This is a genomic window from Lentzea sp. CA-135723, assembly GCF_050936595.1.
In the GTDB taxonomy this organism is placed as follows: Bacteria; Actinomycetota; Actinomycetes; order Mycobacteriales; family Pseudonocardiaceae; genus Lentzea.
The window spans coordinates 560,728-577,078 of sequence record NZ_JBNJMK010000001.1 but is presented as its reverse complement, the minus strand read 5'-3'; the positions used below and the strand labels follow the sequence as shown (position 1 = coordinate 577,078).

Here is a 16,351-nt window from a genome sequence, read left to right as displayed (position 1 = left end):
GCTCGCGGCCGAGGTTTGCCGTGATCCTGTAATCGCCGACCGGTTCTCGGGTGGCATCTTCTCGGTGACTGTAAGTGAGAGGCCCAAGAAGTCCGAGCCGGCGCAAATGATCAACAACCTCTGCCGTCGACTGCACGACGTCGTTCGCGCTTACCTGCGTGGCTGGCGCAACCTCACCGCTGACCGCAGTTGGCTGCTCGACGGCATCGCGACTCTGGTCGGATCACCCTACTCGGAGAGGAACCCTCGGCGGTGGTACCTACCACTCGGCGTCGAGTACCTATGGCGCTGGCTGCCGCGTCACCTCACGGAAGCAGGCCAGCAGGCGGAACACGCAACCCTCGCCGCAGATCTGCGCTGGATTGTCAAGAAGACGAGGGTGTCCAGACCGCTGAACGCGAAGGAGGACGTCGCGGATGTGGACGCGCCGCCCAGCAGGCTCGCCCACCTTCTCGGACCGACAGAACCCGCTGAGGCCGTCGAGTCCGTGCTGCTGAGCCGCCTGCAGTCAGACCTATCGTCCGAAAACTACCCCTTCATTGACATTCCCGAACGGTTGGCATAGGGCTGGCCCGAAGTTGCGCGTACCGAAACCCGCCGCCGACCGCCCGAATGGGCGGGAGACGCGACGGCCATCCGGTCCCACTTTGGGTCGTCCGCCTTCGATGCTCAACCAGGTCATACGGGCACACGGAGAAGCTGTCGTCCAGTCGATCGACCGTCCGATCGCTGGGCATCGGGAGAGATACGTCAGCTGAAGTTCCGAGGTGCACCTGGTCCTGCAGCCAACACCGAGGAACCCTCGTCCGGCGCCCACAGCATCCGGCAGGACACACAATCGATCGCATAACAAGCTGCCGCCTATTACTGGCCAATTCGTGGCCAGAACACCAGCCGTAAACCAGCCTTCTAACCCTAACGAGTGATGCGCGACCAGGGCAGCTAACACCTGGTGTAGCACAGGACGATGTGGCAGCTGTCATGCCCGAATGCCGGTCGACCACTGGAGGCGATGGTGAGTTCGCCGCCTGCCGATCCTGCGTCCAAGCGGTTGTCTCGACGGATCGAACGTAGTGTCAACTCTTTGACTGCACTGCGCGAGGAGATCACCGGCTGGGTGTCGACGCGAAGACAGAACACAGCTATGAAACGTCTCGCATTCCACTTCAGTGCGCTCGAAATCACGCTCGGCACTATGATTGATCGAGTCGAGGCTGAGCTGTCAGCGGCCGGGACTCTCGACACAGGGCTGGGGTATGAGCGCTGCCGGACTCTCGACACGAGCACTGCTCACATCCGCAGATGTTTTTATTGGTACCAAGGCAAGTACGAGCAGCGTGACGATGACCGGTTCGCAACCGTCCTCCGATCGGCGGACGAAATCGTGCGCAGCTGTTGGGCGCCCGCTTTCGCCGCTCGCGAAACCCGGCCGCCCACCGCACCGCTGTGCTTCGTGGACAGCAGCGCCGAGGTTTTCACCATCAGGCGTTGCGTGGTGCCAGGAGGTCTGACCGCGAAGACGGACAAGCTGCTCGCAAGTCTCATCACCGAGCTGCCGGTGCCGGTGATTGCCGTGCCGGAGACGGCCACCCGGGAAGCATGGTGGCTCGTGCTGGTGGCACATGAGACCGCCCACCAGTTGCACGATGATCTGCAGCTCGTCGACGTCAGCGCTCGTGCCCTGGCCCTAGCCGCGGGTCCAGAGCACGAGCACCGATGGCAGGTCTGGAACCGCGAGGTCTTTGCCGACACGTACGCAGTCGTCATGACGGGAGAGGCTGCAATATGGGCAGTCGAGGAGCTCCAGCACTGCTCCCCCGCACGTATGACCGAACCGAACGGAGGGTATCCACCACCGGTCGTGCGCGCGGAGCTCATGCGAGAGGTACTCCGCCAGCTCAACGGAGAACCCACGCCGGCGAGTTCTGGACCTGTTACCCACGAAGAGTTCGTGCGGCTGCCGAGCATTGCTGAATCCCTGCTGCGGTTGCCCATCGCTGCCTCGGCGACGTTGAGGGAGCTCCGCTACCAGGATGCCTGGGTGTCCGTTGGTGCCGGGCAGGGGTGGGCGGAACAGCTTCTCCTGCGCGCCCCACTGATCACTCCGGTCGACACGCAGTGGGCGGCCAGAAAGCTGATCACCGCTGGCGTACAGCAGTACAACGCACATCCCGGCGGTCGCACGGAGTTGCGCCTCCTGCACGACAACCTGCTTTCAACACTCTCCAACAGCGGAGAGCCAGGTTTCCTGGCCGCGCCGCGACCGAACGAACTGCGGGCGCTAGGGAATCGTCTTTCCGATCAACTTCTGGAAGGTGACGCGTGATTCTTCCTCAGGTGACCATCGCAGTCACCGCGGCCTCTGCCGGTTGGCAAGTCGTCGTGCATTGCGATGGACTGCTCGAGGAGTTCGACCTGAAGAAGGTCGAGTTGGGGCCAGGTTCGCATCCGGTACCGACGCGAACGGACCCGCCACCTGACCTGGAAGACCTGATCCGCCGCATCGACGGCCACAAGCCGTATCCCGATGACATCCAGCGCTACGGGCATTGGCTCTTCAGCTGTGTTCTGGCGCCCGTGTGGGACAGGATCCTTAGTTTGCCGCAGGTGGTCGAAGCGCGCGGCGTCGAGCTCGCGCTCACCTGGGCAGCCAAGGACACGTCGCTCAACCAACTGGTCTGGGAGGCGATGCACGACGACGCGGGTACGCCCCTCGCAAGTCACCCCGATCTGCTCGTGGCCACCACCCGCGTCGTGCCGGTCAAGGGCCAATCCGCTCCCGAGACCATCACCGGAACTCCACGGGTGCTCTTCGCCATTGGCAGCAGCCTGACCGACGACATCATCAGACCAGGCGCCATGTTCATGGGTCTGCTGCGCAGGTTCGACGCAGACGGAATTTGCGTCGTCAAGATCGTCGAGAACGTGTCGGACATCGAGCTCGCCAGCGTGTGCGAGCAGTTCTCACCCGATGTAGTCCACCTGGTCGCACACGGAGACGTGGTAGGAGGACGTGGCGTCGTCATGTTGGCGGGCAAGCAGAAGAACGCGGATTCACTCAGAAAAGCCCTCATTACCCACCGTGGACGTCCACTCGCCGTGGTGTTGAGCGCCTGCCGCAGTGGCCAAGCACCGAACTCCTCAGGCGATCCTGTGAACGCAGCTTCGCTAGCCGCAGAGCTCGTTCAGGCGGGAATTCCCATCGTGTCCGCGATGGCTGGCGACGTCAGCGAACCGGCTTGTCGGTTCTACACCCGGCACCTCGTGGACGCACTACACGAAGGTATGCCGATCGCGGCCGCCGCTGCGAGCGGCCGCCGGGCGGCACTTCAGGACTCGTGCGCGTCGACCCGGATTGACTGGGCTATGCCCTCGTTGTTCGTGGCGTCGACTGTGCAGCGGAACTTTCAGCCGATCAACCCAGCACTGTCGAAAACACTGGTTCGTCTGGCGACTCAGCTGGACCTCCGCCGTCCTCCTGTGTTCATCGGCAGGCAGAAGATCCTCAACCTACTTGATCGCCTGTTCGAAGAAGATGAGAGACGCCGACTTGGCGTTATCGGCGCGGTACGGGAAGGTGAACTGAAGCGGATCGGAAGCACGCGGCTCCTGCGGGAGATCGGCTTTCAGGTCCTGCGCCGCGGCCATCTTCCGCTACTGCTCGGCCCGTTCGCGAATGACGAACACCCACCGCATCTACGTGCGGCACTGTCCCTCCTTTACAAGCGCGCGATCGGGTTCGCACGACTGTTGGAAGTACCTTTCCGCTCGCTGTCCATCGTGTCCGCAGACAGCGAGAGAACCGCTCCAGACCTGACCAATCTTGACCGCGAACTCTCGTGGCAAGTAGCACAGGACCAACTCGCCGCGTTCAGCACAGGCATCGAGGACCTCGACGTCATGCGAGTCGCAAGCAGGCTCGCGAACGACCTCGCTGTGTTCGCGAGGGTCGCGGGTCGGCATCAGAAGCCGTTCGGACCGCACAGCAGACCCGTGGTTCTCGCCGACTCCATTCACTCCTGGGGTGCTTTGGGCGATGTTCTCCGCCTTCTCCACGAAGGCAACCCCAACGGGCTGGGTTCACCGGCCATGACTGCGCCGGTGGTGTTCACCGCAGCCTTCGGCAGCGCGGAGGGTGATGGCCGACAGGTCCGGAAATTCGTCGAGGAAAGACGGGGCGACACGACCTACCAGTTCCCATGGCTCGACCGGATGTCCAAGCTGGAGGCCTCGATGGGATTCCAGTGGATCCTGCTCAACCCGTGGCAGCTCGATGAGCCAGACGAACTCATGGCCAAGGTGTACGCGGCTTTGCCCGGAGTCGATCCGGCAGATCTGCACGACGGCTTCGACGTGCTCGACGGCATCCCGACCGAGGTCGAGGGCCGCCTGTATCCCTTGGCTCATTACATGACGCGGGCCAAGCACATGATCGCCAACAACGACGAAGTGGCCTGGCAGCGCTACGTCGAACGGTACCCGCGATGATGAATGAGCAGATGCGCCAGGACCTGGAAGAACAGCTGGCCGAGCTACAACGCGCCCACCAGCAAACCAGGTTGCTCACATTCGAACCCAAGACCCTGTGTTGGGCGAGCCTGCTACCGCGGTGGACATCGGCGCTGGCGACCGGGATCGGACTCGCGGACGAACAGAACCTCGGGCAACTAGTTCGCAAGATGGTGCGGGCAGATCTGGCCGAACGCAGACAGGAACTTGGCGAGGATGAACTGACGTTCTGGGTTCGCGACTGCCGGCTGCGTGAGATCGGCGACTACCTGCTGCAGACCGTGAGCGCAACGGCACTGCTCAACTTCGCCCACGACCTCAACTTCAAGCTCGCTCGTTACAAAGGCGACGACCCCGCCCCTCCACTCTGGGTCGAGGTCTTCCAACATCACAACGACCACACTGGACGTGAGCTCATGCGCATGGTCCAGGACCATGTCGAGCAAGGCAACCTTGTCGCCGCAGACCGGGTCGCGGTGACCGCTCGAACCATTGGCGACGTTCTCGGAGGCCCACTCGCAGAGGTGGCGCGGCGCGCACAATGGCGGATCGATCGCGAACGTCGGGAACGCGATGACGCGAAACGGCTTGTTACGTACCACCGGCGCGAAGCTGTCGAGAACGCACTCGTCAACCTCGTGAAAACCGATGAGAACCCAGAGTCCGTGCCCAGACCCTGGGTGGTACACCTTCTGGGCCCCGGAGGTGTCGGCAAGACGACGGCGATTCGCTACCTGGCCTCTGGCCGGTTCGCCTCCGACCACGGCCTGAGGCAGTTCGCCGTGGCGAGGGTCGACTTCGACCATCTGGATCCTCGGTATCCGGAACAGAAGAGGGCCGAGCTCGTGGTCGCGCTCGCCGACCAGTTCGTCGGGCACATCGAGACCCGCTCGGCGGAACGCAAGTACGAGCGCCTGCTGGACGGCGTTCGTGAGCTGCACGAGGAACTCTCCAAATCAGATCCACTCGAGCTCGACGTGCGGAATCTCCTGAGGCGAGTGATCAGGCGTTTCGCACGCCTGCTCCAGGAAATGCCGCCTCCGGTCGTGCTCGTGCTGGACACGTGCGAGGAGCTGGCGAAGCTCTACGCGCCTGGTACCAGGGCAACCGCAATCGACAGGACCTTCTCGCTTCTCGAGCAGCTGCACGAGGCGTGTTCGAACGTGCGAGTCGTGCTCGCCGGGCGGCGGCCAATGGTGCCTCCGGGGTCTGGCCGGGGAACCGCTTACGCCGGACCGCTGCTCAGCGACCGTGGCTACGTACACGTTGTTCCGGTGACGGGGTTCAGCCGCGCCGAGGCGCGGGACTACATCAAGAGCCGAACAGCGGACACGCCGTTGCCATCCGAAGTGGAGGGCATGGTACTTGCGCGGTCTTCGCATGACGGCATGTACAACCCCTTCACGCTGGCAGGGTACTGCGACTGGGCGATCGACGAGCCTGGCCTACGTCTCGACGCGATGTCCAAGCACAGCGACCCGTTCGTCGAACAGCGAATCATCGGTCGAGTGAGCGATCCAGCGGTGCGTGCAGCGCTCCCTGCTGCGGCGATGTTCGGCCGATTCGACCACGAGCTGATCCGCCCAGCCCTCGAACGTGCAGGAGCCGACTCCAGGGCGGTGTTTGACCAGCTCTCCGCTGAGGAGTGGGTCACCGTCATATCGACCACAGCGGAAGGCAGGCCGTTGGTGATCGAAGTAGATCCGCATCTCCGTGAAGGACTGCGAAAGGCCACTGCCGATGCGACCGACCAAGCTCAGCTCGGCAGAGACGCAGCACTGGTCATCGCAGAAAGCGAGCTGATCAGCGATCTGCCGTCGGAGACGATCGAGGCGGCGGTACGACTAGCGCCGGCAGCAGAGGCTGCGCGGACGTGGGCCGCCATCGACCACCGAATCCGCCGTGAGGGTGCTTGGGCCTGGGCGACACAGGTCACCCCGCGGGTCGCCGGGTCGGAGGCCGAACGCGCGGCGTCGAGCGAGGCGAGCATCCTCGCCTCGGTGCTCGCCACCCAGGCGTCCGCCCGAATTCACACACATCAACGTGACGGAATCAGCTCGCTGTGGGAACAGGTCGGCAGTTCCGCACGCGACCATCCCAGCGCGACGACCAGCGCGTTGCTCGCCGACCGTGCCGTGCTCGGTCGGCTCGCGGCAGGTGACGACCGAGTCGCCACCGCGTTCAGCAGCGTCGCCTGGCAGAGGCTCACAACCTCGCCCGGCTGCCCCGATGCGATCGTCGCGGCGATCGAAGGTGCGCTCAACCATCAGTTCCTCCCTGTTCCCCACGACCATCTTTGCGACATGCTGATCGCCATCGGACGCGGCGTTCCTTCGACGCTCGCCGCCAGCGCGTTGTCGATCGCCGCCTACCTGCGCTTGCTCACCTGCCAGATCGACGAGGCCGCCGACCTCGCAGACCTGGCCGTGCGCATCGCCGATCGGGCTGGAGAAGACGACCCGTGGCCTGACTGGGGGGCACCAAGCGGGTTGCGCGAGAGAGCCCGCCTGGTACGCCTCCTGATCGCCTTGCGCGGCGGGCGATATGTCGAACCGGAGGAGTACCAGGGCTGGCGGGCCGAAGCGCTCGCGTTGCGTACTGTGGACGCCGATCACCTGGCGGCGGCAACGGTCGACTACGAACTTGGCCACTGGCCGATTCCTTCCGAACGAATTCCGGATGTGCGGCCACAGCTCCTGTCCGACCGCCACTTCGCGCCCTGGCTGCACGGCAGGGCAACTCGGCCCTTGGTGGTGGCCGTCGCCGATGCATGGGCAACAGTCGGTCAACCCGAAGTGGCGTCGACCCTGCTCGCTGACCACCGCAGAGCCGCGCTCCGTGCAGGTGATCATCCAGACTTGGTGCTGGCGTGCGAACTCGCCCAGCTGCGGCTGTGTCGTCGGTACAGGGATCTTCAGTGGGGTCCGGTGGCACGGCTAGCGCACGAAGGAGCGTCGCGCATCCGCGCAGAAGCCTGGCTCGTGCTGAGACTGGTCACGGATCACCGGCCCAGGGACGCCGAAGAGGCTGGCGGGGACTTTGCGTTCCGCCGTTGCCGAGGCGCGTTCGGGCCCGTGCCGAGCGACGTGCGGGAAGAGTGGCATCGTGTCGACTTCCACGACGAACAGGAGTTCCGCTGCCTCACCCAGACCTCGGCGGCGGCGATCACGGACATCGTTGAGAACATCACCCCCAGCGCCGGAACGGGGGCGAAAGGCCTTCTCTCTTTGCGGGTCGCGGAGATCATTTCAGGCACATCGCCCAAGGAGGGTTACGTTCTCCTGCAGTCCGCCCAGCAACGCCTCACCGCCACCGAACATCAGGTGGATGCCCGATGCGCTCGCCTTATGCTTGAGGAGCATTACAGACCCTCCGCGCCACTCAAGGCATTGAAGCAGTCCAGAAAGGACACCAGCCGGCGCCACTACCGCAACGCGCGGCCAAAACCAAAAAACGCTGGCGTGCTCCACTTGTTGATGCCATTGGCAACTCTCTCAGGAGTGCTGCTGCTTGCCCTGTGGGCGACCGGTCTGCGGAACGTCTTCTTCGCTCTGGTAGCGGTGCTGATCAACACGATTTTCGGCGCGCTGTTTCTGATCGGTGACGGCTACCGCTTCATCGCGGCCAGCGCGGTGAAGGTCACCAAGCGGGATGAGCTCCAACTGAACGTTGAGGTGTTCCGACGCCGAAGCGTCGAGCGGCCACACACCGTGTTCAACACCGCAACGCTGGCCTCAACCACAGTCGATGCCACCCGGCGTTCCTTCGAAGCGTTGACCGAGCTTCGTGTCACGACCAGGTCGCCGTCGCTGCACAACGAGTTGGTCACTATCGCCATCGACGTTCCGCGGCCGATCCAGTCCATCGAGTGGGAGCAGTGGCTCGGTCAGCGGTCCTCGCTGCTGATCAGGAACCTCATGTGGTACCGGTCCGTTCCGGGTTCACGACAAATTGTGCGCCAGGCCGACTGGCGCGAGCGCGACATCGTCTATGTGGGCAGCGCCTACCTGAACAAGGGCAACGCCGGACGCGAAGCCGAACCCCGCCCGCACAGGCTCGTGCACATGATCGGAACACCAGTCAACACCACCGCAGGTGTGCAGTTGCGAGTGCGCGACCTGCATCATCGTCCCGCCGAGTGGAGAAGCCCGCCTCAACCGGTGGACGTCGACGAGTTCGTCTCCAGCGGCACTACCCTGGCCGTGTTCCAGGCCGAACCCGTAGATCAGAAACCGCAACCGCTCGCAGAGCTCCGCGCGGGTTTCATCCGGCTCGCGCTCGCCTCCCTCGACAACGGGGCGGACTGTGCCCTGGTCGTCCCACCGCTTCCCGACAGCATGGCAGGCGAGGCCGTCAGCCTCATCCGGGCGCATATGACGGACCTCGTCACTCCTCCGTCGTCACGAAATCTGCTGATCCTGTTGGCCAAGCTGAAGGACTTGCTCGTCGAAGCGGAAGAGCCAACCAGCGCCGAGTTGCCGAGTCTCGACCTCATACTGTTTCTACGACAAGCCGAGCACAACGGCTGATCGGAGCGCATCTTGCCGCAATCACTCGCCAACCGGATGGCAGACCGCGTGCGGAACTGGGTGTCCGCTGAAGCGACACAAGTGACGGTGAAGTTCTTCCCGGATCCCGGCGGCACGCCGCTCGCCCCCGGCACGGGCTATCTCAGGTTGTGGCTGGCGGAAGGCTTCCTCGCACAGCGGACAAGTTGGGGAAACGATCACTACCCTGCCCTGTACGGAGGAGTCACGCTGAACTTCCTAGGACTGGGAAACCGGCCGACTCCTTTCAGCAGTCTCACTGAACGACGTACGTGGAACGCGCCGGGTGCCTACCTGGACTTCCCGATGACGACCCTGTTGCCGTACAACGGTGGCGTAGTGGAGGTCGATGCCGCGCTCTACCGCGCGTCCGGAGACGGACCGCTAGGCGTCGCCGCCAAAGTCGTGAGCGGGCTCGCAGGCCTGATCGGCCCGCCGCTGACCGTAGCAGGGATGATCGCCGACAAAGTGTCCGATGGGCTGGATTCCATCCTCGAGGCTCAGGGTGACGACCCGGTGCTGGGACTGCACTGGAGCATGGTGGCCGATGGCGGAGGAAACCAGACGGTCCGTCCCGGTCACATCGTCGTGGTCAACGCTCCGGGCGGTGAGCTGCTCGCGAACCTGGCGATCGTGGATGGTCGGCTGCAGGCCGATGGCGACCTACTGACCGGTGTGGACTACCTGGTCGTGCGAGTCGAGACCAGAACAGAGCGCGACGACTTCTGGTTGCCCGAGTTCGAGGAACTGCGGACGCGTGCAGCCGAGGCCTACCTCCTCAACCAGTTGGAGACGTTCGAGAATCTTCGCACGACGGCGATCTGCCGCGCGTACACCACCACCGACTTCAGCCGAACCGACGGACTGCGTCTCGCGAAACTCGTAGCCGACCGCATCGATGAGGTCAAGCAACTCGGCGCCGTACCAAAGGTGGACCGTAGCATCGAGAACCTGACCTCGGCGGACTTGCCGACGATCGAGGAAATCAGAGGGCTCGGCCTAGCCGCGCTGCTCAACGTCTCGAGCCGATGACATGTGGCAAGTCCGCGACTAGCCCAAGCGAGTCCATTGAGGCCGGCCAACCGTATTTGGTCCGCACCAGGACTCTCAACCCGCAGCGGGACGTTGCACCCTGACGACCGCCCCGCTGACAGCCTCCAGCACAAAGGAACAAGTACCGCGATCAGTGATCGACCGATACCAGCGGTTTGGAGCGCTGGTATCGGCTGGCTCACGCTGACGAAGCCGGTCGTGAACGGCTGACCTCCACACCGCCGAGCCACACACCGCGCACGTCCCGGACCGCCGAGATGTCCGCTGTGGGATCACCCGCCACGAGCACGAGGTCCGCCCGTAGCCCCGGCCGGATCGCCGCCCGGTCGGTCAGGCCGAAGTGCCCGGCGGTGACCGAGGTGGCGGCGCGCAGGGCCTCCACGGGGGTCAGGCCGGCGTCCACGAGCAGTTCCAGCTCCCGGTGCAGGCTCGCGCCGTGCGCGACGGAGACGGGCAGGCCCGGTGCGGAGAACGCGTCGGTGCCCGCCATGATCGGCACACCGGCCGCGTGCAGGGCCGTGACGGACGCGCGGGCGTGAGCGTAGTCCGCGCCCGGCACCGGCAGGGCGGCGACCATGGCCTCCGACATCGTCAGGGTGGGGATGGCCGCGGGTACTCGTGCGGCGGTGGCGGCGGATAGCGGTGCGAGGGTCGGGACGTGCGTGATCACGTCGGCGCCCGCGTCGAGGGACAGGGCGAACGCGTCCGCGTGGCTGGCGTGGGCGACGACCTGTTTGCCCGCGTTGTGCGCCGCTTCGACCAGCGCGGCCACGGTTTCGGGCGACGGGCCTCCTCTGCCGGGGGCCTCGGTCACGACCTTGATGAAGTCCGAGCCGTCGGCGACGCGGCGGGCCACGTGGGCGCGCGCTTCCTCCGGGGTGGTGACGACGGCCTCGGCGGGCATGCCGAAGTGGGAGTGCGGGCCGGCCGGGCCGATCGCCGGGATGCCCGCGCTGAGGATCGACGTCGTGTCCTTCTCGGTGCGCATCGCCGTGGTGAAGGCGATCGGCCACGACGCCATGTCGATCGCCGTGGTCACGCCGTGTGCCGCCAGCGCGTCGAGGTCGGCCCGGCCGGTGAGGTGGACGTGGGCGTCGATCAGGCCCGGCAGCAGGGTGCCGCCGGTGCCGTCACCGCCGTCCGGGGTGATCGAGGTGATGAGGCCGTCTTCGAGGGTGACGGTACTGGCGGCGGTGAGGCCGGTGCCGTCGAAGACTCGGACGTTGGTGATGATCAACGGGGTGGTCCTTCGTCAGGAGTGCAGCCACTTCAGCGTGTCGGCGTAGAACTCGTCGCGGTGCTCGGGGCGGTCGTCGCCCGGCAGGCCGTCGGTCAGCGGGTAGCCGCGGCGGTCCAGGTACCAGGCGAGGAACGCGTAGGAGCGGCGGAACCGGGTGACGTCCGGCGCCGGGAGCGTGGTGCCGGGCAGGACGGCGGTGAGGGTGTCCCGTTCGTAGATCGCGTCGAGGGCCACGATGCCCCAGCGGCCGTCGCGCCGCTCGACGCGATAGCTGACTCTGGTGTGCGAGACGAGGTCCGCGAGCACGCCGTCGATCGTCGTGCGAACCTCGATGGCGGCGGGCACCTCGGCCCAGCCTCGGTCGCCCGCGACGTGGACGACGGGCGGTGACGTGCGGTGCACGCTCACGTCACCGCGGCCGCTCATCTCCCGCGAGCGGGCGACGAAGTCCGCGCCGGAGCCGGTGAACCAGGACAGCGCGACGACGGAGTCCGGCCAGAAGCACGCCGCCTGCTGGTCCCACCAGCCGCGGTCACGGCCCTGGCGCTCGTGCAGCACGAGCTGGGTGATCTCAGCGGCCGACATCAGAGCCCCCTTCTCCGAGGCCGGGGAACAGCTTCGCCGCGTTGCGGGTCGTGAGGGCGCGCCACGTGTCGCCATCAGGCTGGACGGCGGCGTCGACCGAGGCGACCTGCGCGGCGGCGGCAACCGCCGGAGTCCAGCAGTAGTCGCTGCCGTAGAGCAGCCGGTCGGTGCCGAACACCGCGGCGAACGCGGGAACCTGGTGCGGGAACGGCGTTCCGGCGATGTCGAACCACACCTCGCGCAGCTGCTCCGGCACCGGTGCGACGCCGGGTTCCTGCTCGAAGAACGCCGTGCGGAACAGCTCCATCCGCCCGGCCAGCAGGGGCAGCACTCCCCCGCCGTGGGTGAACACCCACCGGATCGCCGGGTAGCGGGTCAGCACGCCGTTGAACACCAGGTCGCTCGCTGCGCGGGCGGAGTCGAAGAGGAACTCCATCAACGGCGCCGGCCGGCCGAGCGACACGCTCTCGAAGTGGCACGGCGAGGTGGGGTGCACGAACACCACCGCGCCGCGCCGGTCCAGTTCCCGCCACACCGGCTCGAAGCGGGCGTCTCCCAGGTACGCGCCGTGGGCGTTGGTCTTCACCGTGACCCCGTCACTGCCGAGAACGTCCAGCGCGTGGGCGATCTCGTCGAGGGCACCGTCCACATCGGGCAGTGGCAGCGAGGCGAAGTGCCCGAACCGTCCGGGATGGTCGCGCACGACCTCCATGCCGTGCTCGTTGACCTCGCGGGACAACGCGCGTGCGGCGGCGTCGTCACCGAAGTGCGTGCCGGGCGAGGAGATCGACAGCACCGACGTGCGGATGCCGGTCGCGTCCATCAGTTCCAGGTGCGCGGCGGCCGACCACTCGGGCCAGCCGGGCATGCCGTCCGGGTGCGCGTGGCCCGCGTCGATCGCGGCGCGGACGTACGACGGGGTGACGAAGTGGGCGTGGACGTCCACGAGGGTCATGTGTTCGTTCCTCCTCGAAATGATCTAAGCGTCCCACCAGTGAAACCGCTGGGTCGGCACGTCGCGAGCCGGGGCCAGCCCGGTCAGCCTGCCGCGGTGGAACACCAGCGGCGCGCCACCGGCGGCGTCGAGCAGGGTGACCCGGCCGACGACGGCGAGGTGGTCGCCGGCCGGGAAGTTCTCCTCGACAGCGCACTCGACCCACGCCACCGCGCCGTCCAGGCGGGGTGCGCCGTTGGCCGCGGGGTGCCAGGTGCAGCAGGCGAACCGGTCGCCGTCGCGGGCGGCGAACCCTGCGCACACCGCGTGCTGCCGGGCGGACAGCACGTTCACGCAGAACGCCCCGGCCCGCACGATCGCGGCGGCGCTGGCGGAGCGCAGCCCGCAGTAGAAGACCACCAGCGGCGGGTCGAGCGACACGGACGTGAAGCTGCCGACGGTGACCCCGATCGGCCCGTCCGGCGTCGCCGCCGTCACGACGCTCACGGCCGTGGGGACGTGGCCGAGGACGGCGCGCAACGCGGAGGCGTCCGGTGGTGCGGTGACGACGGGCACGGCGACCTCCTCGAACCGGGGACTGCCGCCAGTGAACCCGCCTGGCCGCGCGAACGGCATGGTCCTGCCGGACAAGCCTTTCCGGCGGGTTTGGCTCCGCAGCCCAATTTGGTCCGCGAGCCCAAAGCGGCGGCCGGATTTGGCGGTCGCCGCACGAAGACAGCAGGCCGGGCCGGGCGTCGAATGCAACGACACCACAGCCCGCGGAGGAATCAATGACGATGACCGCTGAAGCACCTGTCACCGACCTCGTCGGCCGCGCGTCCGCTCTCGTGGACCTGTTGCGCGCCAACGCGACCCGCACCGAACAGGACCGCAGGGTGGTCGAGGAGAACATCGAGGCGTTGGTGGACGCGGGCCTGTTCCGGCTCACCGTGCCCCGTCGGTTCGGCGGTCACGAGACGTCCGTGCGCACGTTCCTCGAAGTCGGCGCCGAACTGGCCCGCGGCTGCGGTTCGACGGCCTGGGTCGCGACGCTGGTCAACGTCAGCAACTGGGTGGTCGGCCTCTTCGGCGAGCAGGCCCAGCGCGACGTCTGGGGCGAGAACCCGGACGCCCGCGTGTGCGGCGTGCTCGCGCCCAGCGCCACCAGCCGTGCCGTCGAGGGCGGCCAGGTGATCACCGGCCGCTGGGGGTTCGCCTCCGGCAGCCTGCACAGCCAGTGGGCCGTGCTCGGGTTCCCGATCGTGGACGCGTCCGGCACGCAGGTCGACCAGGGCACCGCGCTCATCCCGGTGAGCGACATGACGATCGAGGACACCTGGTACGTCGCGGGCATGCGCGGCACCGGCAGCAACACCCTGGTGGCCGACGAGGTGTTCGTGCCGGACCACCGGATCATGTCGGTGACGCAGGCGGTGCAGGGCCACTACCCGACCGAGCACACCGGCGAGACGCTCTACCGGTCCGCGCTGGTCCCGGTGCTCGCGCTCGTGCTGGCCGCCCCGCAGGTCGGACTCGCGAAGGCGGGGCTGGAGGTCGTCTCCGGGTCGCTCGCCAAGGGCAGGGGCATCTCCTACACGTTCTACGAGCGCGCCGGCGAGGCGCCGTCCACCCAGCTGCAGCTCGCCGAGGCGGCCCAGCTGATCGACACCGCCGAACTGCACCTGCTGCGCGCCGCCGACGACATCGACGCGTGGGCCGCCCGAGGCGAGTACATGCCGTTGCTGACGAGGGCCCGCGTGCGCATGGACACCGGCTACGTGGCCCGCCGCGCGCGGGAGGCGCTGGACGTGCTGCTCAGCGTGCAGGGCGCGGGCAGCTTCGCCGAGGCGAGCCCGTTGCAGCGGATCTGGCGCGACCAGGAGACCGCGAGCAGGCACGCGGTGATCAACCCGGCGATCTCGACCGAGCTGTACGGCCGGGCGCTGCTCGGCATCGACGAGCAGGTCACCCCGCTCATCTAGGGGAGGTCGTCGTGCAGCGCAACCCTTCCGAACGCGTGAGCGGCCTCCAGCGCCGCGAGCACCTCCGGCAACCGGTCGCCGACGTCGTGGCCGAGCAGTTCCTGCGCGCGCTTCACCCGGTACGTGACGGTGTTGCGGGCGATGTGCAGCCGCGCGGCGGTCGTGGCGAGACTGCGTTCCTCACGCAGGTAGTGCCGCAGGGTCTCGCGCAGCCGGGCCGCGTTCTCCGTGTCGGCGGCCAGCTCGCCCAGCTCGGCCCGGACGAACCGGCGCGTGCCCTCGACGTCCGCGGCGAGCAGGCAGGCGAGGGCGACGTCGCGGTGGTGGACGACCGGCGGCTGGGCGGGGTTGAGGCGCATGAGGCGGGCGGCGGCCTCGGCCTCGCGGTGGGAGCGGCGGAAGCCGTCGGGCCCGGGGTGCGCGGCCCCGCACGCGATGCGCACGCCGGGAGGGGCACCGGCGCGCTCGCCGGGCAGTCCGCCTCGCACCCCGGCAGGCTCGCCTCCCGACCCTCCTCGCACGCTGGCCTGCCCACCCACCAGCCCGCCCCGCACCCCGGCAGGCTCACCAGCCAAACCACTCCGCACGCCGGCCTGCCCGCCTACCAGCCCGCCCCGCACCCCGGCAGGCTCACCGCCCAAACCACCCCGCACGCCAGCCTGCCCACCCACCAGCCCGCCCCGCACCCCGGCAGGCCCACCCACCAGCCCATCCCCCACCCCTGCCGGCCCACCCACCAGCGTTCCCCAAGCCCACAGGCTCGCGCGGCCCGTCGGCACCACCAGCGTCGCCTGACACCCCGCCTGCCGCAGGAACCTGGCCGCCGCGTGCTGCAGGTCGGCGTCCTCCTCGCTCCACACCACCACCGCGAGGTGCCGCCCCTGCAACGAGTACCCCAGCGCGCGGTCCGGCGGCCCGCCCGCGAGCACCTGGCGGACGGCCTCCTCACGCGCCGCGGCTCCGCTGACCACCCAGCGGTCGTGCTCGGCGAGGTACTCGGCCGTCATGGTCGAAGAGAACTCCTCCACGTACCCGAGCAGGAGCTCCGAGATGCGCCGGAACTCCGCCGCGTGCGAGGCGGCCGGGGCGAGGTCCGCGCAGGCCGACATCAGCAGGCGGTTCAGCTCCGCGTGCGACACCCGGATGCCGCGCAGCACCTGGCCGAGGCCGATGCGGCGGCGGGCGAACTCGCGGTCGCCCAGCAACGCCTCCTCGGGCGCGCCGGCGGCCGGATCGCCCGCGAGCAGCAGGACCGCGCGCAGCACCACCGACTCGGTGCCCATCCGCAGCGTGGCCAGCAGGTCCGCGCTGGCGGCCAGGTCCGGCACCTCGGCTGCGATCACGTCGGCGAGCCTGCGGCCCGTCTCGACCGACCAGGCCACCGGGCCCGCGCCGAGCCGCTCGGCGGCACCGGCCAGCGCGTCCGCCGAGCTGGCGGGGGCCAGCGCGGGGTCGCCGGTGAGCCGGTGCAGCCAGTTCGTCGTCATGACCAAGCACCGTA

Annotated in this window: 11 protein-coding genes; 6 read left to right on the top strand and 5 right to left on the bottom strand. The window is 67.5% G+C overall.

Annotated features, from left to right (window positions below; translation table 11 throughout):
• Positions 1-106 precede the first annotated feature (106 nt).
• The 5 genes from ACQEU1_RS02480 (at position 107) to ACQEU1_RS02460 (ending at position 10,088) form a co-directional block, all read left to right on the top strand.
• Complete coding sequence (locus ACQEU1_RS02480) at positions 107-565, top strand: hypothetical protein (RefSeq protein ID WP_433195737.1); 459 nt, start codon at positions 107-109, stop codon at positions 563-565.
• A gap of 519 nt (positions 566-1,084) precedes the next feature.
• Positions 1,085-2,326: a hypothetical protein gene (locus ACQEU1_RS02475; RefSeq protein ID WP_433195735.1), complete on the top strand. Its 1,242-nt coding sequence runs from the start codon at positions 1,085-1,087 to the stop codon at positions 2,324-2,326.
• An 11-nt stretch (positions 2,327-2,337) separates the two neighbouring features.
• Entirely contained in the window at positions 2,338-4,488 is a 2,151-nt protein-coding gene (locus ACQEU1_RS02470; protein ID WP_433195733.1) for a CHAT domain-containing protein, read from the top strand.
• Positions 4,485-9,038 carry an AAA family ATPase gene (locus ACQEU1_RS02465; RefSeq protein ID WP_433195731.1) on the top strand — a complete coding sequence of 1,518 codons (4,554 nt, stop codon included), beginning with the start codon at positions 4,485-4,487 and terminating at the stop codon, positions 9,036-9,038. Before ACQEU1_RS02470 ends, ACQEU1_RS02465 begins: the two co-directional genes overlap by 4 nt.
• Before the next feature lie 48 nt (positions 9,039-9,086).
• The gene (locus ACQEU1_RS02460; RefSeq protein ID WP_433195729.1) at positions 9,087-10,088 is read left to right on the top strand and encodes a hypothetical protein; all 1,002 of its coding nucleotides are present in this window, start codon (positions 9,087-9,089) and stop codon (positions 10,086-10,088) included.
• A 199-nt stretch (positions 10,089-10,287) separates the two neighbouring features.
• Here ACQEU1_RS02460 and ACQEU1_RS02455 read toward each other — a convergent pair whose 3' ends face one another.
• The 4 genes from ACQEU1_RS02455 to ACQEU1_RS02440 are packed head-to-tail and all read right to left on the bottom strand — an operon-like array spanning position 10,288 to position 13,444.
• A complete protein-coding gene (locus ACQEU1_RS02455; RefSeq protein WP_433195727.1) occupies positions 10,288-11,346 on the bottom strand; it encodes an amidohydrolase family protein in 1,059 nt (352 codons plus the stop codon).
• A 15-nt stretch (positions 11,347-11,361) separates the two neighbouring features.
• Positions 11,362-11,934, bottom strand: coding sequence for a nuclear transport factor 2 family protein (locus ACQEU1_RS02450; RefSeq protein WP_433195725.1), 573 nt, complete (start codon positions 11,932-11,934; stop codon positions 11,362-11,364).
• Positions 11,921-12,889 (bottom strand): amidohydrolase family protein, encoded by a 969-nt coding sequence (locus ACQEU1_RS02445; RefSeq protein ID WP_433195723.1) that lies wholly within the window; start codon positions 12,887-12,889, stop codon positions 11,921-11,923. The genes ACQEU1_RS02450 and ACQEU1_RS02445 overlap by 14 nt, the downstream gene beginning before the upstream one ends.
• Positions 12,890-12,913: 24 nt before the next feature.
• Positions 12,914-13,444 (bottom strand): flavin reductase family protein, encoded by a 531-nt coding sequence (locus ACQEU1_RS02440; protein ID WP_433195721.1) that lies wholly within the window; start codon positions 13,442-13,444, stop codon positions 12,914-12,916.
• Positions 13,445-13,659: 215 nt separating this feature from the next.
• Here ACQEU1_RS02440 and ACQEU1_RS02435 point away from each other — a divergent pair, with 215 nt between their 5' ends.
• Positions 13,660-14,850, top strand: coding sequence for an acyl-CoA dehydrogenase family protein (locus tag ACQEU1_RS02435; RefSeq protein WP_433195719.1), 1,191 nt, complete (start codon positions 13,660-13,662; stop codon positions 14,848-14,850).
• Here the strand turns inward: ACQEU1_RS02435 and ACQEU1_RS02430 are convergent.
• Complete coding sequence (locus ACQEU1_RS02430; protein WP_433195717.1) at positions 14,847-16,337, bottom strand: helix-turn-helix domain-containing protein; 1,491 nt, start codon at positions 16,335-16,337, stop codon at positions 14,847-14,849. The two genes, ACQEU1_RS02435 and ACQEU1_RS02430, sit on opposite strands and share 4 nt — an antisense overlap.
• Positions 16,338-16,351 lie beyond the last annotated feature (14 nt).

Bases quoted from the DNA above. Each gene is read 5' to 3' on its own strand.
- ACQEU1_RS02480 (WP_433195737.1), top strand. From the start codon at position 107: ATGATCAACAACCTCTGCCGTCGACTGCACGACGTCGTTCGCGCTTAC.
- ACQEU1_RS02465 (WP_433195731.1), top strand. From the start codon at position 4,485: ATGATGAATGAGCAGATGCGCCAGGACCTGGAAGAACAGCTGGCCGAG.
- ACQEU1_RS02450 (WP_433195725.1), bottom strand. From the start codon at position 11,934: ATGTCGGCCGCTGAGATCACCCAGCTCGTGCTGCACGAGCGCCAGGGC.
- ACQEU1_RS02445 (WP_433195723.1), bottom strand. From the start codon at position 12,889: ATGACCCTCGTGGACGTCCACGCCCACTTCGTCACCCCGTCGTACGTC.
- ACQEU1_RS02435 (WP_433195719.1), top strand. From the start codon at position 13,660: ATGACGATGACCGCTGAAGCACCTGTCACCGACCTCGTCGGCCGCGCG.
- ACQEU1_RS02430 (WP_433195717.1), bottom strand. From the start codon at position 16,337: ATGACGACGAACTGGCTGCACCGGCTCACCGGCGACCCCGCGCTGGCC.